Origin of the sequence: Halobacillus sp. A1, assembly GCF_024189295.1 — a bacterium.
GTDB lineage: Bacteria > Bacillota > Bacilli > Bacillales > Halobacillaceae > Halobacillus_A.
The window spans coordinates 36,988-60,592 of sequence record NZ_JAIZEN010000006.1; the positions used below are offsets into that span (position 1 = coordinate 36,988).

The 23,605-nt window shown below is 41.3% G+C and carries 24 protein-coding genes and 1 tRNA gene; 8 read left to right on the forward strand and 17 right to left on the reverse strand.

Translation table 11 applies throughout. The annotated features are described in order from the left end of the window. The first annotated feature begins 132 nt into the window (after positions 1-132). On the forward strand, positions 133-993 hold the full coding sequence (locus LF817_RS08285; protein ID WP_253935329.1) for a GNAT family N-acetyltransferase: 861 nt from the start codon (positions 133-135) through the stop codon (positions 991-993). Positions 994-1,030: 37 nt separating this feature from the next. On the opposite strand, the gene rnr is transcribed toward LF817_RS08285, so the two are convergent. From rnr to secG, 3 genes are all read right to left on the reverse strand, one after another. Beyond that, complete coding sequence (rnr, locus tag LF817_RS08290) at positions 1,031-3,316, reverse strand: ribonuclease R (RefSeq protein WP_253935330.1); 2,286 nt, start codon at positions 3,314-3,316, stop codon at positions 1,031-1,033. Positions 3,317-3,355: 39 nt separating this feature from the next. Continuing rightward, a complete protein-coding gene (locus LF817_RS08295; protein ID WP_253935331.1) occupies positions 3,356-4,102 on the reverse strand; it encodes an alpha/beta hydrolase in 747 nt (248 codons plus the stop codon). 156 nt (positions 4,103-4,258) lie between these two features. After that, complete coding sequence (gene secG, locus LF817_RS08300; protein ID WP_253935332.1) at positions 4,259-4,492, reverse strand: preprotein translocase subunit SecG; 234 nt, start codon at positions 4,490-4,492, stop codon at positions 4,259-4,261. A 219-nt stretch (positions 4,493-4,711) separates the two neighbouring features. Between secG and LF817_RS08305 the strand changes: the two genes are divergently transcribed. The 6 genes from LF817_RS08305 to ytzI all read left to right on the forward strand — a co-directional run bounded on the left by LF817_RS08305 (position 4,712) and on the right by ytzI (position 10,606). Next, the gene (locus LF817_RS08305) at positions 4,712-5,461 is read left to right on the forward strand and encodes a DeoR/GlpR family DNA-binding transcription regulator (protein WP_253935507.1); all 750 of its coding nucleotides are present in this window, start codon (positions 4,712-4,714) and stop codon (positions 5,459-5,461) included. Next, positions 5,458-6,372: a 1-phosphofructokinase gene (gene pfkB, locus LF817_RS08310; protein WP_253935333.1), complete on the forward strand. Its 915-nt coding sequence runs from the start codon at positions 5,458-5,460 to the stop codon at positions 6,370-6,372. Before LF817_RS08305 ends, pfkB begins: the two co-directional genes overlap by 4 nt. 15 nt (positions 6,373-6,387) lie before the next feature. After that, complete coding sequence (locus LF817_RS08315) at positions 6,388-8,289, forward strand: PTS fructose transporter subunit IIABC (RefSeq protein WP_253935334.1); 1,902 nt, start codon at positions 6,388-6,390, stop codon at positions 8,287-8,289. 57 nt (positions 8,290-8,346) lie between these two features. Beyond that, entirely contained in the window at positions 8,347-8,613 is a 267-nt protein-coding gene (locus LF817_RS08320; protein ID WP_253935335.1) for a phosphocarrier protein HPr, read from the forward strand. Between the two features lie 4 nt (positions 8,614-8,617). Next, a complete protein-coding gene (gene ptsP, locus LF817_RS08325) occupies positions 8,618-10,336 on the forward strand; it encodes a phosphoenolpyruvate--protein phosphotransferase (RefSeq protein ID WP_253935336.1) in 1,719 nt (572 codons plus the stop codon). A gap of 96 nt (positions 10,337-10,432) precedes the next feature. Further along, a complete protein-coding gene (gene ytzI, locus LF817_RS08330; RefSeq protein WP_253935337.1) occupies positions 10,433-10,606 on the forward strand; it encodes a YtzI protein in 174 nt (57 codons plus the stop codon). 5 nt (positions 10,607-10,611) lie between these two features. On the opposite strand, the gene LF817_RS08335 is transcribed toward ytzI, so the two are convergent. The 11 genes from LF817_RS08335 to LF817_RS08385 form a co-directional block, all read right to left on the reverse strand. Then, complete coding sequence (locus tag LF817_RS08335; RefSeq protein ID WP_253935338.1) at positions 10,612-11,205, reverse strand: nitroreductase family protein; 594 nt, start codon at positions 11,203-11,205, stop codon at positions 10,612-10,614. A gap of 15 nt (positions 11,206-11,220) precedes the next feature. Continuing rightward, positions 11,221-11,802, reverse strand: coding sequence for a YdcF family protein (locus LF817_RS08340; protein ID WP_253935339.1), 582 nt, complete (start codon positions 11,800-11,802; stop codon positions 11,221-11,223). A 112-nt stretch (positions 11,803-11,914) separates the two neighbouring features. After that, positions 11,915-13,201: a phosphopyruvate hydratase gene (gene eno / locus LF817_RS08345; RefSeq protein ID WP_253935340.1), complete on the reverse strand. Its 1,287-nt coding sequence runs from the start codon at positions 13,199-13,201 to the stop codon at positions 11,915-11,917. Between the two features lie 14 nt (positions 13,202-13,215). Next, a complete protein-coding gene (gene gpmI, locus LF817_RS08350) occupies positions 13,216-14,754 on the reverse strand; it encodes a 2,3-bisphosphoglycerate-independent phosphoglycerate mutase (protein WP_253935341.1) in 1,539 nt (512 codons plus the stop codon). Next, positions 14,747-15,508: a triose-phosphate isomerase gene (tpiA, locus tag LF817_RS08355; protein ID WP_253935342.1), complete on the reverse strand. Its 762-nt coding sequence runs from the start codon at positions 15,506-15,508 to the stop codon at positions 14,747-14,749. Before tpiA ends, gpmI begins: the two co-directional genes overlap by 8 nt. Positions 15,509-15,528: 20 nt before the next feature. Then, entirely contained in the window at positions 15,529-16,710 is a 1,182-nt protein-coding gene (locus tag LF817_RS08360) for a phosphoglycerate kinase (protein WP_253935343.1), read from the reverse strand. A 192-nt stretch (positions 16,711-16,902) separates the two neighbouring features. After that, positions 16,903-17,910: a type I glyceraldehyde-3-phosphate dehydrogenase gene (gene gap, locus LF817_RS08365; protein ID WP_253935344.1), complete on the reverse strand. Its 1,008-nt coding sequence runs from the start codon at positions 17,908-17,910 to the stop codon at positions 16,903-16,905. A 35-nt stretch (positions 17,911-17,945) separates the two neighbouring features. Beyond that, complete coding sequence (locus tag LF817_RS08370) at positions 17,946-18,974, reverse strand: sugar-binding transcriptional regulator (protein ID WP_253935345.1); 1,029 nt, start codon at positions 18,972-18,974, stop codon at positions 17,946-17,948. Between the two features lie 153 nt (positions 18,975-19,127). Beyond that, positions 19,128-19,361 carry a glutaredoxin family protein gene (locus LF817_RS08375; protein ID WP_253935346.1) on the reverse strand — a complete coding sequence of 78 codons (234 nt, stop codon included), beginning with the start codon at positions 19,359-19,361 and terminating at the stop codon, positions 19,128-19,130. A 451-nt stretch (positions 19,362-19,812) separates the two neighbouring features. Continuing rightward, positions 19,813-20,040, reverse strand: a complete 228-nt coding sequence (locus LF817_RS08380; RefSeq protein ID WP_253935347.1) for a hypothetical protein — start codon at positions 20,038-20,040, stop codon at positions 19,813-19,815. 244 nt (positions 20,041-20,284) lie between these two features. Continuing rightward, positions 20,285-20,360: transfer RNA gene (locus LF817_RS08385), tRNA-Arg, on the reverse strand. 212 nt (positions 20,361-20,572) lie between these two features. Between LF817_RS08385 and clpP the strand changes: the two genes are divergently transcribed. After that, positions 20,573-21,160: an ATP-dependent Clp endopeptidase proteolytic subunit ClpP gene (gene clpP, locus LF817_RS08390; RefSeq protein WP_253935348.1), complete on the forward strand. Its 588-nt coding sequence runs from the start codon at positions 20,573-20,575 to the stop codon at positions 21,158-21,160. A gap of 115 nt (positions 21,161-21,275) precedes the next feature. Here clpP and LF817_RS08395 read toward each other — a convergent pair whose 3' ends face one another. The 3 genes from LF817_RS08395 to LF817_RS08405 all read right to left on the reverse strand — a co-directional run bounded on the left by LF817_RS08395 (position 21,276) and on the right by LF817_RS08405 (position 23,603). After that, entirely contained in the window at positions 21,276-21,530 is a 255-nt protein-coding gene (locus LF817_RS08395) for an HPr family phosphocarrier protein (RefSeq protein WP_253935349.1), read from the reverse strand. Positions 21,531-21,671: 141 nt separating this feature from the next. Further along, the gene (gene whiA, locus LF817_RS08400; protein WP_253935350.1) at positions 21,672-22,628 is read right to left on the reverse strand and encodes a DNA-binding protein WhiA; all 957 of its coding nucleotides are present in this window, start codon (positions 22,626-22,628) and stop codon (positions 21,672-21,674) included. Positions 22,629-22,649: 21 nt separating this feature from the next. Continuing rightward, positions 22,650-23,603 (reverse strand): gluconeogenesis factor YvcK family protein, encoded by a 954-nt coding sequence (locus tag LF817_RS08405; protein ID WP_253935351.1) that lies wholly within the window; start codon positions 23,601-23,603, stop codon positions 22,650-22,652. Positions 23,604-23,605 lie beyond the last annotated feature (2 nt).

Genomic DNA, 23,605 nt, shown 5'->3' on the forward strand with positions numbered 1-23,605 from the left:
CCTAATATCCATCCACTTAATTGTATCAAAAATGATCGGGCAATCCAATTTTGAAAGAAGCAATGTAATGGACTTTTTTACAATTAATGTGAGAATATATGTTTGCATAGTTTAAATAAAGGAGCTTGATCCATGGAACAATTAGTCCAGGTCCGAAAATTGATGCTTAATGATTTACCTGCTTTAACAAAAATGGATACGGGGATTGAAGATGATTATGTCATTCGTATCTTTGATCGCCTGGTCGCCTCTCCTTCTCAAGAGCTTTATGGCTTATTCCAGCAGGAACAGCTTCTCTCGCTTGCAGGCTATAGTCTTTTTGGACAAAATCGTTTTGCCATGATCGGCAGACTCCGCAGTGATCGCAGGTACCGTTCACAAGGTTATGCGACCGAATTGCTCAAACCGGTTATTGACCAGTTAAGAAACCGTCCTGAAGTCAAATGGATTGGAGCAAACACGCACGTTCACAATCATTCAGCGAGGAGACTGCTGGAGAAATCTGCTCTTCAAGCTGATACAATATCCTACTACTTAACGCTTAATCAACCTGAAAAATTGAAAGGTCATTCTCCCGGAGACCGATGGAATGAGGTACATTCCATTTTTGAAAAGCGAGACCTTCTACACTCTTTAAATGAAAATCATTTAGGCTTATTTCCATACGAATGCTACTATTCCTTCCCCTATGATGAAGCACTTTTCACTGATGACTATTTAGATTCATCTAAAATATACATCAATCGTGATAAAACGAGGTTCGTTATCATCAAAAATGATACGAAAAAATATGACTACTCACACGTTAAATATTTCTGGAACGATCATTACACTCAGCCAGGATTCTTTGAAACGATCCTTCAACACTGGGATGAAAATCCGGACAATGTCGGATGCTGGATTGATTTTTCAAAACAGGCTTATGACCACATCACAGATCTTAGCCCCTATGATGTTCAGGAACCCTGGATTCTTTACGGACTATGGACATAAGCAAACGCGCCGGGATGCCCCGTGCGCGTTTGCTTGCTTATTTTTTCTTTTTCTTGCCTTTTTTCGGTACACCTTTATTTCGGTAAAAAGGTTTGTTCCCTTTTTGTTTTTTCTTTTTATCTTTCTTTTTTTCAGGCCCTCTGGCATCAATCTGCTTAGGCCTTGCGGGTCTTTCCTTTTGTTTTCTTGGTTTCATTCCAACAACTTCAAAATCCACGACTCTTTCATCGAGATTCACATTGGCTACACGAATCGTAATTTCGTCACCAATCCGGTACATATTTCCTGTTCGTTCACCGATCATCGCAAACTGCTTTTCCTGAAAATTGTAATAATCATCAGTCAGTGTGCTTACGTGAACAAGTCCTTCTACGGTGTTCGGTAATTCAACGAACAGACCGAAACTGGTTACAGAACTGACTACACCATCATATTCTTCCCCAATCTTATCCTGCATGAATTCTGCTTTTTTCAAATCATCCGTTTCACGTTCAGCATCTACAGACGCCCGTTCCTTTGCAGATGAATGTTTGGCAATGTCAGGAAGCTGATCCTTCCAATGTTTACGTGTTTTATAATCGAGCTGCTTTTCAACGAGATACGTGCGGATTAACCGATGGACGATTAAGTCGGGGTACCGGCGTATAGGTGACGTAAAGTGTGTATAGAATTCAGTTGATAGCCCAAAGTGACCAAGACTCTGCGGATCATACTTCGCCTGTTGCATCGAACGAAGCATTAATTTGGAAATGATCATCTCTTCCTGAGAGTCTTTGACAGTCTCCAGTACTTGCTGAAGTGCTTGCGGATGTACATTTTCTGCTGAGCCTTTTACAGAATATCCAAGGTTGGCCACAAATTCAAAGAAATTTTGCAGCTTGGATTCATCTGGATCCTCGTGAATACGGTGGATGAATGGAACTTCCATCCAGTGAAAATGTTCAGCCACAGTTTCGTTTGCGGCCAGCATAAACTCCTCGATCAGTCTTTCCGCAACAGAACGCTCCCGCAGTTTCACATCGACTGCTTTTCCTTCATCATCTACAATGACCCCAGCTTCTTTAAAGTCAAAATCTATGGCACCGCGTCCGAACCGTTTTTTTCGAAGAGTGGCTGCTAAGCTTTCCATTTCCCGGAACATAGGTACAAGCTCTTTGTACTTTTCAATCAATTCTTCATCGTTATGCTCTAAAATAGCATTGACATCAGAGTAGGTCATTCGTTCATTTGTTTTAATGACACTTTGGAAAATTTCATGACCTACCACGACACCACTGGAATCTATCTCCATCTCACAAGACAGAGTCAGTCGGTCGACTTGCGGGTTCAAAGAACAAATTCCATTAGATAAACGGTGCGGAATCATCGGAATGACACGATCAACTAGGTACACACTTGTAGCGCGTTCCCTTGCTTCTTTATCAATCGGAGAATTTTCTCCTACATAATAAGTGACATCCGCGATATGAACTCCTAATTTATAGTTTCCGTTATCTAGCTTTTTCACGGTGACAGCATCATCCAAATCTTTAGCATCCGCTCCATCGATCGTTACGATAGTTTCATCACGTAAGTCTCTGCGGCTCTCAATTTCCTCTTCAGTTATTTTCTCAGGCGTATTTCCTGCCTGCTCCAAAACTTCTTCCGGGAATTCGGTTTTGATTCCATGCTTATGAATGATGGATATGATGTCGATACCAGGGTCGTTCTTATGCCCCAGGATTTCAACGATTTCTCCCTCAGCACTCATACGATCTTCAGGAAACTTCGTAATTTCTACAATCACTTTATGCCCATCCACTGCACCGTTCACCTGGGACTTAGGGATGAAAATATCGTGAGGGATACGCTTATCATCCGCTACGACAAATCCGAAATTCCGGCTTGATTCATAGGTTCCGACTACCCTGTTAGTAGCGCGTTCTAAAATCCTTATAACAGTCCCCTCTGGGCGCTGTCCATTCTCATCCCTTTTCTCAACACGGACGAGCACCTTATCATTGTTCATGGCAGAGCTGAGATCAGAGTGATGCAGGTATACATCATCTTTCCCTTCATCATCCGGGATCAGGAAAGCAAACCCTTTCGCGTGCATTTGAATCTTCCCACGGATTAAATTCATTTTTTCAGGCAGCCCGAACCTGTTCTTTCTCGTCCGGACTAATTCACCCTCTTCTTCCAATTCGTTCAAGACTTTCACTAATACCTTAAAATCTTCTGAGTCTTTTAATTCTAGAACTTCTTCTAGCTCTTCGACTGAAAGAGGTTTTGAGGCAGCTTCGTTAAAATGCTGCACAATTTTCTGTTTTAAATCTGTATTCATTTATTTACCTCCTCAAGTGATGGACAAGACTCTGACCGATTATGACCAATCCAGTGATTCAAGAAATTCCAAAACATCTTCATGTAGTTGTTCTTTTTCTTTATCCATTGTGATCACATGGCCGGAGTTTTTGTACCATTTAATATCTTTTTGATCAGATTCAATGTTTTCATAAATATAGTTTGCACTTTCTTTGTTTATCATTTCGTCTTTTTCTGCTTGTATGATAAAAGCCGGAGTATAGATTTGATCGACTTCATCATGGACAGAGGTTATAAAGTCTCCCAATTGTGAAAACATATCTTTGGATTCTTCTAGTAATTCGTCCACTTCTCTATCGATCGTTTCCTTATCTTTTCCTTCTAACTGCTTGTATTGCCTGGCTTTAAATGTGAATCCCTGGGTCAATTGTTCCTCATTATCGAAAAACATAGGACTGCACATCGTGACAATACCCTTTATCGGTTCAGAATATGCCAGTTTTAGTCCAAGTACTCCCCCTAGAGAAAGTCCGGCTACTGCAATTTTTTTGTAACCTAATTCTCTTAGATGGTTCAAGGATGCCGTCACGTCTTCCCACCATTGCTCTGGAGTAGCGTCTACAAGGGCTTCTAGTTCTTTTCCATGACCTCTGTAAATGGGAGCGTGAGAAGTGTATCCGTGTTTTTGCAAAAAGCGGCCAAGCATGCGTACGTCAGCTGAATGACCTGTAAAACCATGTAATAGTAAAACTGCTCTTTCACCTTCACTTTCAAATGTAAATGGTTCTGGTTGTTTGATATTCATTCTGATCTCTCTCCTTACTTCATCTATTTCCTTAAATTGAAATTTCATTCGTAATTACAATGTTTCTATTTTACCAAAATCAATTTCACTAAACACAAAATCTGCACAAAAAAGCCGCGCTCGTATTAAAGCGCGGCCTTGTAAGCAGGCATGAGGTTATCCTAAGATGTAGGCTGCCGAGAAAGCAAGTACAAAGAAGAGAACTCCAGTGACAACTGTCGCTCGATGTAAAACCGCATCGATTCCACGAGCCTTTTGCTTACCGAAGAGTTGTTCAGCTCCCCCGGAGATCGCTCCAGATAAACCAGCACTCTTTCCTGATTGCAGTAGCACAAGTACGATTAAAGCAATAGTATCAATAACTAACAAAGTAATTGCAAGTGTTTCCATGATGTGCCAACACCTCCTAAAGACGCACAATAAACTATTATAAATGTAGCATAAAACATTAAAGACAGCAACATGATAATTTGTATGTGACTTTTTATAAAATGTGAATGATTTTGACACATTCATTGATAGTTTTTGAAAGTTAATGAACGTTTTTGATTGATTTTTGAAAGGGCTTACTTTAAAATAAACTTAGAGACATGAAAGGAGGGTCTTAGTCTGTTAACAGCTGAGCGTCACCAACATATTTTAGAGCTCCTTCAAAAGCATCATACAATTAAATTGAAACAACTTGTCCAGCATACGCAAGCCTCAGAGTCTACGATTAGGCGAGACCTTGATCAACTGGAACAATCAGGCAAGCTTCACAGGGTACATGGCGGTGCTTCGCTGCGCCACGCAACTAGTGTAGAGCCGACAATTGATGAAAAATACACTAAGTTCCATCCAGAGAAAAAATTGATTGCGGAAGCGGCCGCTTCTTTAGTCAGGGACGGAGAATCTATTTTCATTGATGCCGGAACAACGACATACGAAATGATCTCTTATTTATCCGGCAAAGATATTACAGTCGTAACAAATGGTCTTAACCAATTAGACGCCCTCACTGATTATCATATTAAAACATATGTACTCGGTGGATACGTCAAGGAGAGAACACGAGCTGTCGTCGGAACAAGTGCTCTGCAAAACCTGAAGCAATATCGTTTTGACCAGTGTTTTATGGGGGCGAATGGAATTAGCCTCGAAGATGGATACACTACTCCTGACCCGGAAGAAGCAGCTATAAAAAGAACGACATTGGCACTGTCACAGAACAGATATATTCTAGCAGACCAATCAAAATTTAACGAAGTGACTTTTTCTCAAATTGCGAACATTGAAGAAGCCAACATCATTACAGATTATAATGGACCCCTTCTCCATGAATTCCAAGAAAAAACGAATATAAAGGTTGTGACTCCATGATTTACACTTGTACACTTAACCCTTCCATCGACTACATCATGCATGTGGATGGATTTCAATCGGGAGGGCTGACTAGATCTAATAAAACTTTTTATTACCCCGGAGGGAAAGGGATCAACGTTTCCAGAGTAATGGAAAGACTTGGAGTTTCTACTATAGCTCTCGGGTATATAGGGAATTTCACGGGGCAATTCATTATAAATTCCCTCGAACAAGAAGGTATTAAGCACAACTTTATTGAGACGGGGGACTATACAAGGATCAATGTAAAACTAAAAGGTGAACAGGAATCAGAAATCAACGGTCCCGGCCCAAATGTTTCTGAACTACAACTTACCCAGCTTCTTGATCAAGTTCGATCATTACATGAAGAGGATTTCCTGATTCTTGCCGGCAGCGTCCCTTCATCAATGCCTAAGGACTTTTATAACCAAATAGCTGACATTTGCGCGCAGAAAAACATTCCACTAGTTGCAGACACTTCAGGGGACGCACTTAGGCAGCTATTAGGAAAAGAAGTATTTTTTCTAAAGCCTAATGAACATGAACTAGGAGAATTGTTCGATACTACGATTTCTTCAGTGGAAGATGCTGCTTACTATGCGCGCAAACTTGTCGAGCAAGGTGCAAAACACGTCATCGTCTCCATGGGAGGGAAAGGTGCCGTATATGTAGACAGGGACCATAAATTTTATGCGAACGTTCCGAAAGGCGAAGTGAAAAACTCTGTTGGCGCCGGTGACTCCGTTGTTTCTGGATTCATCGCAGGACTAAGTCAAGGGAAATCTGTTGAAGAAGCTTTCAGAGATGGTGTAGCTACAGGAAGTGCCACTGCTTTTCAAGATGACTTATGTCAAAAGGAAGACGCCGATCACTTAAAAGAAGAGATCAAGATTTCACCTATTATCTAAGGAGGGAAAGATACAATGAGAATTACAGATTTGTTGACGAAAGATACCATTTTGCTTAACATGACAGCTTCTTCCAAGCCAGAAGCCATAGATGAACTGATTGGAAAGCTGGATCAAGCCGGTAAGCTGAATGACCGGGACGGATATAAACAGGCCATTGAAGAACGCGAACAGCAAAGTACAACAGGGATCGGAGAAGGAATCGCTATCCCTCACGCAAAAACGGCTTCTGTAAAAGAACCAGCGATCGCGTTTGGCCGCTCACAGGAAGGCCTGGATTATGAATCATTAGATGGGCAGCCTACGAACCTCTTCTTTATGATTGCTGCATCAGAAGGAGCCAACCAAGCTCACTTAGAAACACTGTCCAGCCTCTCATCCTTTTTAATGGATAAGAATTTTCGCGAAAAATTAGAGACAGCTAAAACAGAAGATGATGTTATAGAAGCGATCAACGCGAAAGAAGCAGAGGAAAATGAGGATGAAGTTGAAGATTCTTCTACATCTGAAGGTAAAGTACTTGCTGTAACTGCTTGCCCAACAGGGATCGCCCATACGTATATGGCCGCGGATAAATTGAAAGAAACAGCAAAAGAAATGGGCGTTGAAATCAAAGTGCAGACAAATGGCTCAAGCGGAGTAAAGAACCGTTTGACCGCTGACGACATTGCACAAGCTTCTGCCATCATTGTAGCCGCAGATACGAAAGTAGATATGAGCGTATTTGATGGTAAACCAGTAATTGAAGTTCCTGTCGCAAAAGCGATTCACGAACCTAAACAATTGATTACTAAAGCTCAAAATAAAGATGCTCCAATTTACAGCCATGAAGGCGGAAGTTCAGATTCAGAAGATGGCGGCGGTAAAAAACGCGGTGGTATTTATAAACATTTGATGAATGGTGTTTCCAACATGCTTCCGTTTGTTGTTGGGGGCGGTATTCTCATAGCATTATCGTTCTTCTTCGGAATTAACTCTGCAGATCCAGATAGTGAACAATATAACCGTTTCGCGGAGATGCTTAACACGATCGGGGGCGGCAATGCTTTCTTCCTTCTTGTTCCTGTACTAGCCGGTTTCATTGCTTCTAGTATTGCAGATCGCCCTGGCTTTGCTCCTGGTATGATTGGCGGTTTGATCGCTACCACTTCAGGAGTCGAAGGTGCTGATGGAGGTTCAGGTTTCCTTGGAGGACTTATTGCTGGTTTCTTAGCAGGTTATCTAACGTTAGGTATTAAAAAATTGTTGGAAGGCTTACCTCAGTTTTTAGATGGATTAAAGACGGTACTTTTCTATCCCGTACTTGCCATATTTGGTACAGGAATGATCATGCTGTTGATCAATCCTCCATTGACAAGCATTTACACTGGTCTGCTTAGTTGGTTAGAAGGACTTACAGGAGCCAACGTAGCTGTTCTTGGAATAATTATAGGCGGCATGATGGCTGTCGATATGGGTGGTCCGATCAACAAAGCTGCCTATACGTTTGGTATTGCAACACTGGATGCCGATAACTTTAATATTATCGCTGCAGCAATGGCAGGTGGTATGGTTCCCCCATTAGCTATGGCACTATCAACTACAATCTTCAAAAATAAATATACAAAACAAGAACGCGAATCAGGAAAAACTGCTTATGCATTAGGAGCGTTCTTCATTACGGAAGGCGCCATTCCGTTTGCAGCAGCCGATCCTGCCAGAGTTATACCATCCATGGTTGTGGGCTCAGCCATAACCGGCGCTTTGACTATGCTCTTCAGCATTGGTTTAACTGCTCCACACGGTGGTATTGTAGTCATTGGTCTCGTTCAAGGTGGGATTACACAAGCTGCTCTGTACATTCTCGCTATTTTAATTGGTTCAATAGTTGCAGCATTTATGGTAGGATTCTTGAAAAAGGACCTAAGAAAAGCTTAAAATAAGAGAGTTAGGGTATTCTTTTTTAGAGACCTATTATTATGAGGAGGAATTAGAATGGTAGAAAAAACTTTTCACATCACATCTTCAGACGGCGTACATGCTCGTCCGGCAACTGTGCTTGTACAAAATGCAGGAAAATATGAGTCAGACATCAACCTGCACTACAAAGAGAAATCAGTGAACCTTAAATCCATCATGGGAATCATGAGCCTTGGGATTCCTTCAGGAGCGGATGTAAAGATTACTGCTGAAGGCAGTGACGAACAAGAAGCAATCGATCACCTTGCAACGACTTTAAAGAATGAAGGGCTGGGGGAATAACTTCATGACACAACTTCAAGGAATTGCAGCTTCCAGTGGTATAGCGATCGCTAAAGTATACCGTCTGGAGGCTCCAGACCTTTCTTACAGCAAGACAGATGTAGACCAACCGGAACAAGAAGTCAAAAGACTGCATGATGCATTGGATATTTCTAAGAATGAACTGGAAAAAATCAAAGCTCATACTAAAAATTCACTGGGTGATGAGCATGCCGAAATATTCTCAGCTCACCTGCTCGTCCTAAGTGATCCAGAACTTATCAAACCGATCGAGGATAAAATCAAAGCGGATAACGTTAATGCAGAAGCTGCTCTAGACGAGACAGCTAACATGTTCATCGACATGTTTAAAGGCATGGATAATGAATATATGCGCGAGCGTGCTGCGGACATACAGGACGTTACAAAAAGGGTTATGGCTCATTTATTGAACGTTACGTTCCCCGACCCTGCATTGATTAATGAAGAAGTTGTCATCGTTGCGGATGATTTAACTCCATCAGATACAGCTCAACTTAATAAGCAGTATGTCAAAGGTTTCACTACGGACATCGGTGGCCGAACTTCTCACTCGGCGATTATGGCCCGCTCTCTTGAAATTCCGGCGGTAGTTGGAACTAAGGATATTACCAGCCGTGCAGAGAAAGACGTCATGATCATTGTAGACGGTATTAACGGAGACGTGATTGTAGATCCATCAGCTGAAGAAATCAGCCGATATGAGCAGAAACAAGCTGATTTTGAAGAGAAGAAAAAAGAATGGGCTAAGCTCAAAGATGATCCTACAAAAACTGCCGATGGTGAACACGTAGAGCTAGCGGCCAACATAGGAACGCCTGAAGATGTGGCTGGAGTGCTTAACAATGGCGGGGAAGGTGTAGGCCTTTATCGTACAGAATTTCTCTATATGGGTAAAAATCAACTTCCTACAGAAGAAGAACAGTTTGATGCATACTCTTCTGTATTAAAGCAAATGGGAGACAAGCCTGTTGTCGTCCGTACACTTGATATCGGAGGAGATAAAGAGCTTGACTATTTAGACCTTCCAAAAGAAATGAACCCATTTCTGGGCTACCGCGCGATACGTCTTTGTCTAGAACGTGATGATATTTTCCGTGTTCAGCTCCGTGCTCTTCTACGCGCAAGTGTACACGGCAACTTAAAAATCATGTTCCCTATGATTGCTACTCTTGATGAATTCCGTCAGGCAAAAGCATTGCTTGAAGAAGAAAAACAGAAGTTGATCGAAGAGGGACACGAAGTCGCTGAAAAATTCGAAGTTGGCATGATGGTTGAGATCCCGGCAACTGCTGTCATTGCTCGTCAGTTCGCTAAAGAAGTTGATTTCTTCAGTATTGGTACGAATGATTTAATCCAGTACACAATGGCTGCCGACCGAATGAATGAACGGGTTTCTTATTTATATCAACCATACAACCCTGCCATTTTAGGTTTAATCAATAATGTTATCGAAGCAGCTCATGCTGAAGGCAAATGGGCTGGGATGTGCGGAGAAATGGCGGGCGACGAAATCGCTATACCGATTCTTCTCGGCCTTGGATTGGACGAATTCAGTATGAGTGCTACTTCAATCCTGCCAGCTCGTACACAATTAAAAGAACTATCTAAACAAGAATTGGCTGGCTTTAAAGATGAGATCCTTTCCTTGGGTACTTCTGAAGAAGTAGTAGCGTTCGTCAAAGAAAAAACGAACCAAACTTAAATAATTCCACCTATTCGTGACACACTATCTTTATAACTAGAAGGGAGAGCCACTGGTTCCTCCCTTCTTTAAATGCTTTAAGAAAGAAGTGACTTCATGACATTAACTATTGTGATGATCATATGTATTGCTATCGTCTTAGGCATTGCAGGAGCCTTCTGGGCAGCTATCTCCAAGGGCTACGCTTATGAGCATACGGTTGACCCTCATCCGGATGACCAATCACCGGACAATGAAACTCCACCAAAAGAAACTGACTCTCAAAAATAAGAGAGTCAGTTTCTTTTAATGAATGAATCTTTTTTTATAGTGATGGATACTGTGTCCCTATTTTTAGCCCGGGGTATTTTTTTAGGATAGCCCATTTGCAGTACCCCGACAATTTTATGTTGATCACTATTTAATCCAATATCCTTAATAAATTTCTTGTCGTGGATATAAGGGCTAGAAGTCCAAAGTACGCCTATTTTGTATGCCCAGGCAGCAAGCTGGACATTTTGGATGAAAGCACAGACTGCAGCATAATCTTCTTCGTACTTATGTTCATCGATATCTTCTTCCATATAAATAAGCGCATGGTGAGGAATATCTACCAAAAATTTTTTGATCCCCTCCATCATTCTTTTCGTTTTATCTACTGAATAGCCTTCTGTCAGACCATTTCTCACATAGCTTTCAATTACAAGACTTGCGTAATCATCACTTCCCGATTCCTGGAAAAGAAGCACCTGCCACGGCTGCTTCATCCGATGATTAGGAGCCCAGCTCGCTATATTGAAAATTTCCTGCAGGATATTTTCTTCTATTCTTTTTGGAGAGAATTCATGAATGGAGCGCCGCTCCTTAATCGCTTCAATTATATCCAACATGCACACCTCAGCTATTTAACGGAATACTTTTAAAATTTGGTTCCCTACATAATATGCCCATTCTTCAAAGAAAAATGGCAGCTTAGTTTCTAACGACTCATAAGCAGAATACTCGGTGGCTACCCCTTCCGCATCCATCCCTCTTTCATTGGCAATAGACACAGCGCGTTTTAAATGAAAAGCATCACTAACTAAAAGAAAGGATTTAATGTCCCGGTTTTCGATTAAAGTGTTAGCATTATATAAATTCTCTTCGGTTTCCAGAGACTTATCTTCCACTATGATGTCTTTTTCTGGCACTCCTTGTTCCATCGCATAACTTTTACCTACTTCTCCCTCTGAGTCTTCAGCCGAATCTATAGTACCTCCGGTTACAATTAAAAAATCGACTTGACCTTTTTTATATAATTCTATGCCTTGTTTTAAACGACCTTCAAAAACCGGACTGGGTGTTCCATTCCACTGTGCAGCACCTAAAATGATAGCTGCATCAGCATCTGCGTCTTCGTTGTTTGCACCATAGGTCCAGATCGAATACCCTGTATAAGCTACATATATGATAAATAAGATGACAATATATTTTATTAGTTTCTTCATAGTCTAAAGTCTCCTACTAATTTCAATAATCTCTTTTTCTATCATACTAGAAAACGAAAAAAAAAACCTCCCTCGAAAGTACGAAGGAGATTTTTGATTTTGCTTTTAATTCTTATTTATTCAAGTTATAGAAAGCCTGGTTTCCAGCATAAGTCGCTGTACCTAATAGCTGGTCTTCTATACGAAGAAGCTGATTGTATTTAGCTACGCGATCCGTACGGGATGGTGCACCAGTCTTAATTTGACCAGCATTTGTAGCAACTGCGATATCAGCAATAGTCGCGTCTTCAGTTTCACCAGAACGGTGAGAAATAACCGCGGTGTATCCTGCACGCTTAGCCATTTCAATAGCTTCAAATGTTTCTGTAAGGGTACCAATTTGGTTAACTTTAATAAGGATAGAGTTTCCTACGCCTTCTTTGATAGCACGGCTCAGTTTATTCGTATTTGTAACGAATAGATCATCACCTACAAGCTGGACGCGGTCTCCAATGCGATCTGTCAGAAGTTTAGTACCTTCCCAGTCGTTCTCATCAAGTCCATCTTCAATAGAAACAATCGGATACTTATTAACGAGCTCTTCGTACCAATCAACCATTTCTTCGGAAGTACGTACTACGCCTTCGCCTTTAAGGTTGTACTTACCATCTTCGTAAATTTCAGAAGATGCTACGTCCATAGCGAGTCTAACTTCTTCATCAGGCTTGTAGCCAGCTTCTTCAATAGCTTCAATGATTGTAGATAGTGCTTCTTCATTTGATCCTAAGTTAGGTGCAAATCCACCTTCGTCACCAACACCTGTATTGTAGCCTTTAGATTTAAGAACTTTTTTCAGCGAGTGGAAAATTTCAGCACCCATGCGCACAGCCTCTTTAAACGTTGGCGCGCCAACAGGCATGATCATGAATTCTTGGATATCTACGTTGTTATCAGCGTGCTCTCCGCCGTTAAGGATGTTCATCATTGGAGTCGGTAGAGTGGCAGCAGTAAATCCTCCCAAGTACTTATAAAGAGGTAGATCTAAAACATCTGCAGCAGCATGAGCTACAGCCATAGATACACCTAGAATAGCATTAGCTCCAAGCGTTCCTTTATTTTCAGTACCATCAAGTTCAATCATCATTTGGTCAATGATAACTTGCTGAGTAACGTCCATTCCTAATAGGTTTGGAGCAATTTTTTCATTTACGTTATCAACTGCATTCTGTACACCTTTGCCAAGATAACGATCTTGGTCTCCATCACGAAGTTCTACAGCTTCGTACTCTCCAGTAGATGCTCCACTTGGAACTAGGGCTGTACCGAACGCCCCTGATTCAGTGTAAACTTCTACCTCTACGGTTGGGTTACCACGGGAGTCAAGGACTTCACGTGCATATACATCAGTAATATAAGGCATTAATAATCTCTCCTCTATTTTTTAATTAATGAATGACCTGTCATTTCTTCTGGTTGTTCTACTTCTAGTAGTTGTAAAAGAGTCGGAGATAGATCTCCAAGCACCCCATCTTTACGAAGTTCAACTCCATCTTTCGTTACAATAACTGGGACTGGATTCGTTGTGTGGGCCGTCATAGCGTTTCCTTCCGGGGTCGTCACCTCGTCAGAATTACCATGGTCAGCCGTAATGATAGCATGTCCACCCTTTTCGTGAATCTTATCAACGATCTTTCCTAAGCATTCGTCAACCGTCTCAATTGCTTTGATAGTAGGCTCAAGCATACCTGAATGACCTACCATATCCGGATTAGCGAAGTTCAGGATAATGGCGTTATGCTTATCCGCATCAAGTTCTTGTAATAAAGCATCAGTCACTTCATATGCGCTCATTTCCGGCTGCAGATCATAAGTGGCAACTTTAGGAGAATCGATAAGGATGCGCTCTTCCCCATCAAATTCCTGCTCACGGCCGCCGCTCATGAAGAAAGTGACGTGAGGATACTTTTCAGTTTCAGCAATTCGCAATTGTTTCAATCCGTTATTAGCCAGCACTTCTCCGACTGTATTTTTCAAGTCATTAGGAGGGAATGCTACTTTAGCGTCAACCGCATCACTGTATTGTGTCATTCCAACAACATATAAATCTTTCGGAGCATTTTCCCCCCGATCAAAGTCATCGAAATCATCGTTAGCAAAAGAACGGGACAATTGAATGGCTCGATCTGGTCTAAAGTTATAGAAAACGATTGTATCTTCGTCTTCCATGTTTCCTACAGGGTTGCCACTTTCATCAGTTAAGACGAATGGCTCGACAAACTCATCGAAAATTTCTTGATCATAAGAGTTTTGTACTGATTGAATTGGATCGTTAGATGTAGGACCCTTGCCATAAGCGATAGCATCATACGATTTTTTCACACGCTCCCAGCGGTTATCCCTATCCATAGCGTAGTAACGGCCGCCAATTGTTGCAAATTGACCGACCCCAATCTCATCCATCTTATCTTGAGCCTGCTGGATATATTGTTTAGCTGATTGCTGACCGACATCCCGTCCGTCAAGGAAAGCATGCACATAGACTTTTTCAAGGCCATGGTCCGCTGCTAATTGAAGCAGGGCGTACATATGCTCGATATGACTGTGAATGCCTCCGTCAGATAAAAGCCCAAAGATATGAAAAGCTTTGTCGTTGTCTTTAGCGTGCTGCACAGCATTCACTAACTCTTCATTTTCCATGAATTCTTTCTCACGGATTGATAAGTTAATTCGTGTTAAGCTCTGATAAACTACACGTCCAGCTCCAATATTCAAGTGGCCTACTTCGGAATTACCCATTTGACCTTCCGGCAGTCCAACTGCTTCTCCACAAGCCTGCAGTTGAGAATGAGGAAACTGGTTCCAGTACTTATCAAAATTAGGAGTGTTCGCTTGTTTAACGGCGTTGCCTTTTTCTTCTTCCCGGATCGCATAGCCATCCAGGATAATCAAAGCTGCCAAATCTTTTTTACTCATGCTTACCTGCCTCCACGAGTTTAAGGAAAGAATCTGCTTCTAAGCTTGCTCCGCCTACAAGTGCTCCATCGATATCGGATTGAGACAGAAGTTCGTCAGCATTAGCAGGTTTCACACTGCCGCCGTATTGAATACGAACGGCTTCAGCAACTTCAGAACCGTAAAAGTCGATGATGACACGACGAATGTGTGTACACACTTCATTTGCTTGCTCAGAAGTAGCTGTGCGTCCTGTACCAATCGCCCAAATAGGCTCATAAGCGATAATGACCTGAGCAGCCTGCTCATCATTTAAGCCTTCAAGTGCGTTCTTAACTTGCGCTTCCACGTGATCCATTGTTTTGTCCGCTTCACGCTGTTCTAAAGATTCACCTACACAAACAATAGGAGTCAACCCATGTTTAAATGCAGCATGAACTTTTTTGTTTACTTCTTCGTCTGTTTCTTTGAAAATCTCACGACGTTCTGAGTGTCCAAGTACAACATAGGAGACCCCAAGCTCTTTCAGCATGACCGGGCTTACTTCTCCTGTGAAGGCTCCGCTCTCTTCAAAGTGCATATTCTGTGCACCGATTTTAAGAGAAGTCCCCTTTGTCTCTTCTACTAACTTCTGTAGGAAAGGAAAAGGTGCACAAACTACAGATTCTACTTGATCCGAAGATGGTACTTCGTTCTTCGTTGTCTGGATGAAATCTTCTGCTTCTGTATGAACTTTGTTCATTTTCCAGTTACCTGCAATTACTTGTTTTCGCATGGTATCATCACCTCTCCAAATTATTTATCGTTTAGTAAACTCACGCCTGGAAGTTCTTTACCTTCCATGAATTCCAGAGATGCACCGCCGCCTGTTGAAACGTGATCCATATCATCGGCAAATCCGAATTTCTCGACAGCTGCCGCAGAATCGCCGCCTCCGATAACTGTATAACCTTTTGTATCAGCCAGAGCTCTAGCTACATCTTTTGTTCCATTAGCGAATGTTTCTAATTCGAAGACTCCCATAGGTCCATTCCAAATTACAAGCTTGGAATCTTTTATGATTTGAGCATACTTTTCACGAGTTTTCGGTCCAATATCCAGTGCTTCCCAATCAGCAGGAATACTATCTATTGAAACTTCCTGCGTATTTGCAGAATCAGAGAAGTCATCAGCTACAATGACATCTACAGGCATGACGAAGTCCACGCCTTTTTCCTCTGCTTTTTTCATATATTCCTTGGCGAGGTCAATTTTATCTTCCTCAAGCAGTGACTTTCCGATTTCGTGTCCTTGAGCTTTAACGAAAGTATAAGCCAGGCCGCCGCCAATAATAAGATGATCCACTTTATCAAGAAGATTATCAATGACACCGATCTTGTCTTTAACTTTAGCACCGCCGACAATAGCCGTGAACGGGCGTTCCGGTTCAGTTAAAGCTTTCCCAAGAACGTCAAGTTCTTTTTCCATTAGAAAACCAGCGACTGCTGGAATATGCTCAGCAATACCAGCTGTAGATGCATGAGCTCTATGAGCGGCACCAAAGGCATCATTTACATAAAGATCTGCCATATCAGCAAATGCTTTAGCTAGTTCCGGATCGTTTTTTTCTTCTCCAGGGTGGAAACGTACATTTTCGATAAGGAGAATATCGCCATTTTCCATTTCAGAAATAGCTTTATTCACTTCCTGGCCATGTACTTCGTCCGTCTTCGTAACTGTCTGCTCAAGAAGATTACTTAAACGTTCAGCTACTGGGTCAAGGCGCAATTCGTTGACAACTTCACCTTTAGGTCGTCCGAGGTGGCTAGAAAGAATAACCTTTGCACCGTTCCCAGTCAAATGTTTGATGGTTGGTAGTGCAGCTTTTATTCTAGTATCATCTGTTACCTCTTCTCCGCTCATTGGCACGTTGAAATCAACGCGGCAAAATACGGTTTTTCCTTGTACCTCAACATCACGAATTGTTTTCTTATTCATGATTCGACAACCTCCTTCATTTTAGTCAGGATTACATCTCACCCCTGCCCACTATGTACCTTCCACATTTAGATGCCGTAGAAACCATATGAACAAGGAAAATCTCTTAAGACATGGGTAAAGGAGGAGGACATGAGACCCCCTCCTTTCCATTATACTCTATCTTATTATGAACCTAAAATTAAATGGATATTATAGGCCTTGTTTCTTAAGGAAAGCAGCAAGGTCTACGCAACGGTTAGAGTAACCGAATTCGTTGTCATACCAAGATACGACTTTAACCATATTGTTATCAAGTGTAAGTGTAGAAAGACCATCGATAACTGAAGATTGAGTGTTGCCGTTGTAGTCAGAAGAAACTAGCGGCTCATCGCTGTAACCAAGGATACCCTTAAGGTTACCTTCAGCTTCAGCTTTAAGAACTTCGTTTACTTCTTCAGCTGTAACGTCTTGATCAAGTTCTGCAACAAAGTCAACTAGAGATACGTTCTTAGTTGGTACACGCATAGCCATACCAGTAAGTTTTCCTTCAAGTTGAGGAAGAACTTTAGCAACTGCTTGTGCAGCGCCAGTTGTTGTTGGAATGATGTTTTCAGCTGCCGCACGTGCACGACGGTAGTCTTTGTGCGGGAGGTCAAGGATTTGCTGGTCGTTCGTATAAGAGTGAACTGTAGTCATCATTCCACGCTTAAGACCGAACTTGTCGTTAAGAACTTTAGCGTATGGTGCCAGGCAGTTTGTTGTACATGAAGCGTTAGAGATAACATCATGCTCGTCTTTGTTGTAATCACTTTCGTTAACACCCATAACTACTGTGAAGTCTTCACCTTTAGCTGGAGCGGAGATAACAACTTTCTTAGCGCCTGCTTCGATGTGTTTTCTAGCATCTTCACCTTGAGTGAAACGGCCAGTAGACTCAATAACAACTTCTACGCCAAGATCTCCCCAGCCAAGTTGTGCAGGGTCTTTTTCGGAAAGTACTTTGATTTCCTTACCGCCGATTACAAGATTGTCACCATTTACAGTTACTTCTTCATCAAGCTTTCCGTGAACAGTATCATACTGCAGTAAGTGTGCAAGCATGTTAGCATCAGTTAAATCGTTAACTGCAACTACTTCTACCTCATCATTTTTAAGAGAAGCACGGAATACGTTACGTCCAATACGTCCAAAACCGTTAATACCAACTTTTACAGTCATTCAAAATTCCTCCTTGAATTATAAACAATATTTATTTAAAGGGACGAATCCCTTAATAACTCTTGTGCTGCCCCTTCATCAGTGATCAAAACATTACTTTGACCTGGCTGAAAATAAGAGGCAATCGCTTGTGCCTTCGTATGACCGCCAGCTACAGCGATAACTTTATCGGTATATTTCAAGTCTTCGAGCTGCAATCCTACTGTCCTCACTTTATGGACGATTTCACCTTGCTGATTGAAATAGTAGCCGAACGCTTCGCCAACAGCCTTTTTCTGCTTAATAATTTCGAGCTGATCACTCGAGGTCTTTCTTCGCTCAGCCATCGTCATTGCATCGCCCACGCCATGGATAACGATGTTCGCATTCCGGATCATATTCAAAATCTCTTTGATAGAAGGTTCCTCAATGATGGTATGATAGGAACTTTCACTCAGCGGATCCGGTACATAAAGCAGTCGGTAATCACCCCTGGCTTTCTTGGCCATTTCAGCACAAATTGTGTTCGCCTGGTTCTCCACGCGCTCGCCTAAGCCGCCGCGTGCAGGGACAAACATACATTTCTCTGCATCTTTTAGAGGGGTCATCATGTCAGCTACAGCTGCCATTGTTGTCCCCCCCGTAATCGCCACTGTATTATGGGGCTTCAAATGTTTTTGCAAATATTCCATGCAGGCTTTTCCCATTTCATGCTTGACCCAATCGAGCTCGTCGCTGTCCCCTGGGACAACGATAACATGGTGTAATTTTAATGTATCCTTTAATCGCTCTTCTAAAACCTTAATGCCTGTAACATCTTTAATGAAGTCGGCTAACTGTTCTAAAATGTTCTGACCCTCGTAGGTTAAATGCATACCTCTTGAGGTTATCTCAACAGCACCCATCTTATTCAGATAGTCCACTTCGCTGCGGACGGTACGCTCAGCAAGCTCGACATTGTCAGATAAAGTCCTTCGGCCAACAGGCTGCATCAATTGGATATAGTGCAATAATTGATAACGGCGCTGCATGATGTCCAGTACATCAGGGAATAATTTTTTTTGAAGATCGATTAAAGCTCTCATGGAATAGCTCCTTTAATATTACAAAATACATTTGCCGGGATGGAATTGTCCCAGGTAGTCATAATTTGTCCCACTAGGAGCAAAAAATTATCCTTTTCACCTATTATATTAACAGTGAGAAAAAGCGCGCGCAAGTTATAAATTCATAAGAACTTAATGTAAACGCTCTCTTATGGAATCCAGATTAATCCTGCGGTAATCCAGTTCATATCCATTAACTACTAGGACAGGGATTTCCAAAAGATATTTTCGCTCTAACAGTATATTACCCATTATGTCGACTTTCTCAAACTCGATCTCGGAATCCATTTTCAAAAGATCGACCAGCACTTCGACCTCTTCACATAAACCACAGTTATCTTTCCTGTAAATTATAATTTTATTCAATGATTACCACTCCCGGGTTTTCTTTTATTTATGCGTCCATGAATATAAATAAGGGTTTATTGCTCCTTATTATTTTCGATTGGTGTGATTTGTTCTCGAAAATAAAACGAAAGCATTGAATTTTACTTTTATCAAGATTCTATTTAGTGTAAATATTTTTATATAAACTCCCTTATGTAGAAGACTCAGTTTCGAGGTGTTCATACTGTTTCCGTTCAGCGTTTAGAGCTCCGGGAAATCGCTCGCTTTCCGCGGCATGCTGTTCAGCTTGATTGTCCTGATTAGCTGGCAGTATCTCCTGGTCCCCACCACCCCTGACTCTCAGCCTGGCAACGGATACCAATTACTAGAATCAATTCATCCCTAACCCTACCATATTGTTGAATAACTTTTATGAACAATCAACGGCCACGTTTAACATAGCATTTATGAAAATATAAAAAGGGACGCGTTAAGAAACGCGTCCCTCTTTATCATAGTATCCATGATCAATTTTGTATTTTTTTGTGTCAAGAAACTCAGAAAGTTCTTCTTCTCCGCCTTTTCTCTGGGGAGAGCGTTTTATCGATTCATAATTGAACGATAAATTGCGTTGATTAAGCATGTCGAACACATGTATTCTACGATCATCTGCAATTCTTTCAGTAGACATAATCTTGTATCGAAGAATATCTGTCATAAAATCTCCTTTTCGTGTAAAAGCGAACAGCAGTTTCGACTACTTAAATTATTATAACATAAAGTAACCTCAAACAAAACTACATCATTATAATAAATATTATGTCTCCAAACTCCGAGTAATATCGTACTTCATGTGGTTTTTTTATTCTTTTTATAGGTGACTTTATTATTCCGATATACCTTGCACGGTATATTAAAAAAATCCTGATCGTATAAACGATCAGGACCTCTTGTAAAATTAGCGCGCCCGAGAGGATTCGAACCTCCGACTGACGTAGAACCGGAATCTACCGCTCTATCCAACTGAGCTACGGGCGCATATGAAAACGTAAAATCTATTATACTTTTTTTAATGTATAAAAGCAAGGCAACTTTTATAAAAATAAGGCTGAGCCCACGTTTATACAACTTTTTTTAGGGAAAGATGGTATAAGAAACTAGTCGAATGTTTTTGTTTGACCTTTTCTGACCATAAAGGTATGATAAAAATACATTCCATCATATAGGTATGATAATAAGGAGGAATAACAATGAATTTAATCCCAACAGTAATTGAACAAACGAACAGGGGAGAGCGTGCTTACGATATTTATTCACGCCTGCTCAAAGACCGTATCATTATGTTAGGAAGCCCGATTGACGATAACATTTCTAACTCAGTTGTCGCCCAGCTGCTGTTCTTAGCGGCAGATGACCCCGACAAGGATATTTCAATCTATATCAACTCACCAGGTGGTTCCATTACCGCTGGAATGGCTATTTACGATACGATTCAATTCATTAAGCCTGACGTTCAAACCATTTGTACAGGTATGGCTGCATCAATGGGAGCGTTCCTATTAAACGCAGGTACTAAAGGTAAAAGATTCGCATTACCTAACAGTGAAGTGATGATTCACCAGCCTTTAGGCGGTACACAGGGACAAGCTACTGACATTGAAATTCATGCTAAACGAATCATCAAAATGCGTGAGAAATTGAACCAAATCCTTGCTGAGAGAACAGGCCAGCCGATCGAAGTGATCGAACGTGACACAGATCGTGATAATTTCATGTCTGCTGAAGAAGCCGTTGAATATGGACTGATTGATAAAGTTATGGAAAAAAAACCTAATTAAAACATTTTGAAACCCGCTTGCCATTGGCAGCGGGTTTTTTCATGTTAAATTCAGATATGTAGGATTAAACATTCTCCATTTAATCCCTTCTGCTCATAGCTTCACATGAAAAGGTTTAAGGCTGCTTAACAAAATCACTCAGCTCATTAATGACTTTATCTTCATCAGATCCATCTGCAATCAGCTTAATTTCTTCTCCTTGTCCTACTGCAAGACTCATTAATCCCATGATACTTTTTGCATTGATTCTCTTACTACCTTTTTCTATAAAAACATCTGAAGAAAAACGGTTAGCAAGCTGGACGAACTGAGCAGCCGGTCTGGCTTGAAGCCCTGTGTCTAAATCAATCGTGATGGTTTGTTCTTTCATCTATCATTCTCCTTCCTAACATTTACATTAAAACTTAGAAAGCGCATTCAATCTTTTAAAATAAAGAACGCCTCTTTATTATGAGTGCGTTCTTATTTTAACTTATTTAAATAATTATACCACGAATCACGCAGCATGACATTATTTTTGACTGTTTTCTTGAATCTCACCGCGCCTCACTTTATCAGCAAATTCATCTATTTTCCTTAATCTATGATTAATTCCTGATTTACTGATTGGTGCACCTGAGACTAGTTCGCCTAATTCTTTCAAAGAAACTTCCTGATTTTCATAGCGCAGCCTGGCAATTTCGTGCAGTTTTTCTGGTAACGCCTCAAGACCTACTGTTCTTTTAATGAACTTTATATTTTCCACTTGTCTGAATGCCGCTCCGATGGTCTTGTTCAGATTAGCTGTTTCACAATTCACTAACCGGTTCACTGAATTCCTCATATCTCTAACTATCCGGACATCCTCGAATTTAAACAATGCTTGGTGGGCTCCTATATTACTTATGAGTTCGGTGATTTTTTCAGCCTCTTTCAAATAAGTAATATACCCTTTTTTCCGTTCAAGCGTTCGAGCGTGAAGTCCGAAACTGTTCATAAGCTCACATAATGATTCATTGTGATTCTGATCAGAAGAATAGATTTCCAAATGATAAGAAGAAGTCTCTGGATTATTAACAGAACCTCCTGCAAGGAATGCACCTCTTAAGTAAGCGCGTTTACAGCACGTAGTCTGTAAGTATTTATCGGGAATGTTAGGGTTGATGCTTAAGGGTCCTTTTAAAATTTCTAAGTCTTCCAGCACTTTTTCAGCATTTTCTTTCATCCTGACGATATATACGTTGTTTTTCTTCAAGCGCATTTTTTTACGAACGAGTAGTTCTACCGGGTAGGGATACAGCTTTTTCATAAGAGTATATATACGCCTCGCTATCGCTGCGTTCTCTGTTTGTACATCCAGCAAATACTTTTGATTGGAGAGTGAAAACGTCCCATTCATTCGAACTAGTGCTGCCAATTCAGATTCATTACAACATTCATCCGCTTCTACATTAGTTAATTCTTTTTTTATCTCTGAAGCAAAAGACATGAGTACACCCCCTAACACTTATTAAATCATGGAATATAACAAATGAGCCAACTTATTCGTGTCATGTCGAATCGTGGACTTGTTACGATCTAGAATATCTTCCTCTATAACTTCCAGCCCCATAGACCTTATTCGATCTATATCATAAACGACAGGCTCAGCATTCTCCTCAGCATACATCCTTTTTACTTTTGGAGCGATAGGCCGATTATGAACGATTATCGATTGAATCGTCCCTCTCCCAACATGATCATGCAGTGCCTGCACGTGATCTCCTGCTGAATAACCCGATGTCTCACCGTACTGGGTCATAACGTTACATACATACGTAACTTTAGCCTTTGTTTTTTGCATAGCTTCCCGTATTTCCGGAACTATTATGTTCGGCATAATGCTTGTGTATAAACTGCCAGGAGCTATGACGACAAGATCCGCTTCCATAATTGCACTCATAGCCTCAGGGAGAGGCTGGATAGGGAGTGGGCTGACAAAAACACGCTTAATCTTTTTATTTTGTTTCGGAATATTCGATTCGCCAGTAACGATCGTGCCATCATCCATTTCCGCATGAAGGTTCATGGAATGATTGGCCGTCGGGTAGATTTTCCCTCGGACGTTGAGAACTCTGGAAATTTCTTTGATTCCATTATAAAAATCACCCGTCATCGAGGTCATAGCTGCCAATAATAAATTACCCATCGAATGACCAGAAAGACCATTCCCATTTGAAAAACGATGTTGAAACAAATCAAGCAGCATCGGTTCTGCATCCGACAAGGCTGCCAATACATTACGGATATCCCCAGGAGCTGGTATGGCCAATTCATTTCGAAGTCTGCCAGAACTTCCTCCGTCATCAGCTACAGTTACGATAGCAGATAGGTCGATAGGGAAATACTTGAGGCCTCTTAGCAATACCGGCATTCCCGTACCTCCCCCTATAACGACTACGCGAGGCTTCGTCGAAGGATTCATCG

What these genes read in the sequence shown, in the direction of transcription:
- rnr (WP_253935330.1), bottom strand. Translation starts at nt 3,316, where the DNA reads ATGAATACAGATTTAAAACAGAAAATTGTGCAGCATTTTAACGAAGCT.
- whiA (WP_253935350.1), bottom strand. Translation starts at nt 22,628, where the DNA reads ATGTCTTTTGCTTCAGAGATAAAAAAAGAATTAACTAATGTAGAAGCG.
- LF817_RS08335 (WP_253935338.1), bottom strand. Translation starts at nt 11,205, where the DNA reads ATGTTGGATATAATTGAAGCGATTAAGGAGCGGCGCTCCATTCATGAA.
- tpiA (WP_253935342.1), bottom strand. Translation starts at nt 15,508, where the DNA reads ATGCGAAAACAAGTAATTGCAGGTAACTGGAAAATGAACAAAGTTCAT.
- LF817_RS08360 (WP_253935343.1), bottom strand. Translation starts at nt 16,710, where the DNA reads ATGAATAAGAAAACAATTCGTGATGTTGAGGTACAAGGAAAAACCGTA.
- LF817_RS08295 (WP_253935331.1), bottom strand. Translation starts at nt 4,102, where the DNA reads ATGAATATCAAACAACCAGAACCATTTACATTTGAAAGTGAAGGTGAA.
- LF817_RS08405 (WP_253935351.1), bottom strand. Translation starts at nt 23,603, where the DNA reads ATGAATCCTTCGACGAAGCCTCGCGTAGTCGTTATAGGGGGAGGTACG.
- ytzI (WP_253935337.1), top strand. Translation starts at nt 10,433, where the DNA reads ATGACATTAACTATTGTGATGATCATATGTATTGCTATCGTCTTAGGC.
- LF817_RS08370 (WP_253935345.1), bottom strand. Translation starts at nt 18,974, where the DNA reads ATGAGAGCTTTAATCGATCTTCAAAAAAAATTATTCCCTGATGTACTG.
- LF817_RS08380 (WP_253935347.1), bottom strand. Translation starts at nt 20,040, where the DNA reads ATGACAGATATTCTTCGATACAAGATTATGTCTACTGAAAGAATTGCA.
- secG (WP_253935332.1), bottom strand. Translation starts at nt 4,492, where the DNA reads ATGGAAACACTTGCAATTACTTTGTTAGTTATTGATACTATTGCTTTA.
- gap (WP_253935344.1), bottom strand. Translation starts at nt 17,910, where the DNA reads ATGACTGTAAAAGTTGGTATTAACGGTTTTGGACGTATTGGACGTAAC.
- ptsP (WP_253935336.1), top strand. Translation starts at nt 8,618, where the DNA reads ATGACACAACTTCAAGGAATTGCAGCTTCCAGTGGTATAGCGATCGCT.
- LF817_RS08340 (WP_253935339.1), bottom strand. Translation starts at nt 11,802, where the DNA reads ATGAAGAAACTAATAAAATATATTGTCATCTTATTTATCATATATGTA.
- pfkB (WP_253935333.1), top strand. Translation starts at nt 5,458, where the DNA reads ATGATTTACACTTGTACACTTAACCCTTCCATCGACTACATCATGCAT.
- LF817_RS08395 (WP_253935349.1), bottom strand. Translation starts at nt 21,530, where the DNA reads ATGAAAGAACAAACCATCACGATTGATTTAGACACAGGGCTTCAAGCC.
- LF817_RS08315 (WP_253935334.1), top strand. Translation starts at nt 6,388, where the DNA reads ATGAGAATTACAGATTTGTTGACGAAAGATACCATTTTGCTTAACATG.
- eno (WP_253935340.1), bottom strand. Translation starts at nt 13,201, where the DNA reads ATGCCTTATATTACTGATGTATATGCACGTGAAGTCCTTGACTCCCGT.
- gpmI (WP_253935341.1), bottom strand. Translation starts at nt 14,754, where the DNA reads ATGAGTAAAAAAGATTTGGCAGCTTTGATTATCCTGGATGGCTATGCG.
- LF817_RS08320 (WP_253935335.1), top strand. Translation starts at nt 8,347, where the DNA reads ATGGTAGAAAAAACTTTTCACATCACATCTTCAGACGGCGTACATGCT.
- clpP (WP_253935348.1), top strand. Translation starts at nt 20,573, where the DNA reads ATGAATTTAATCCCAACAGTAATTGAACAAACGAACAGGGGAGAGCGT.
- LF817_RS08285 (WP_253935329.1), top strand. Translation starts at nt 133, where the DNA reads ATGGAACAATTAGTCCAGGTCCGAAAATTGATGCTTAATGATTTACCT.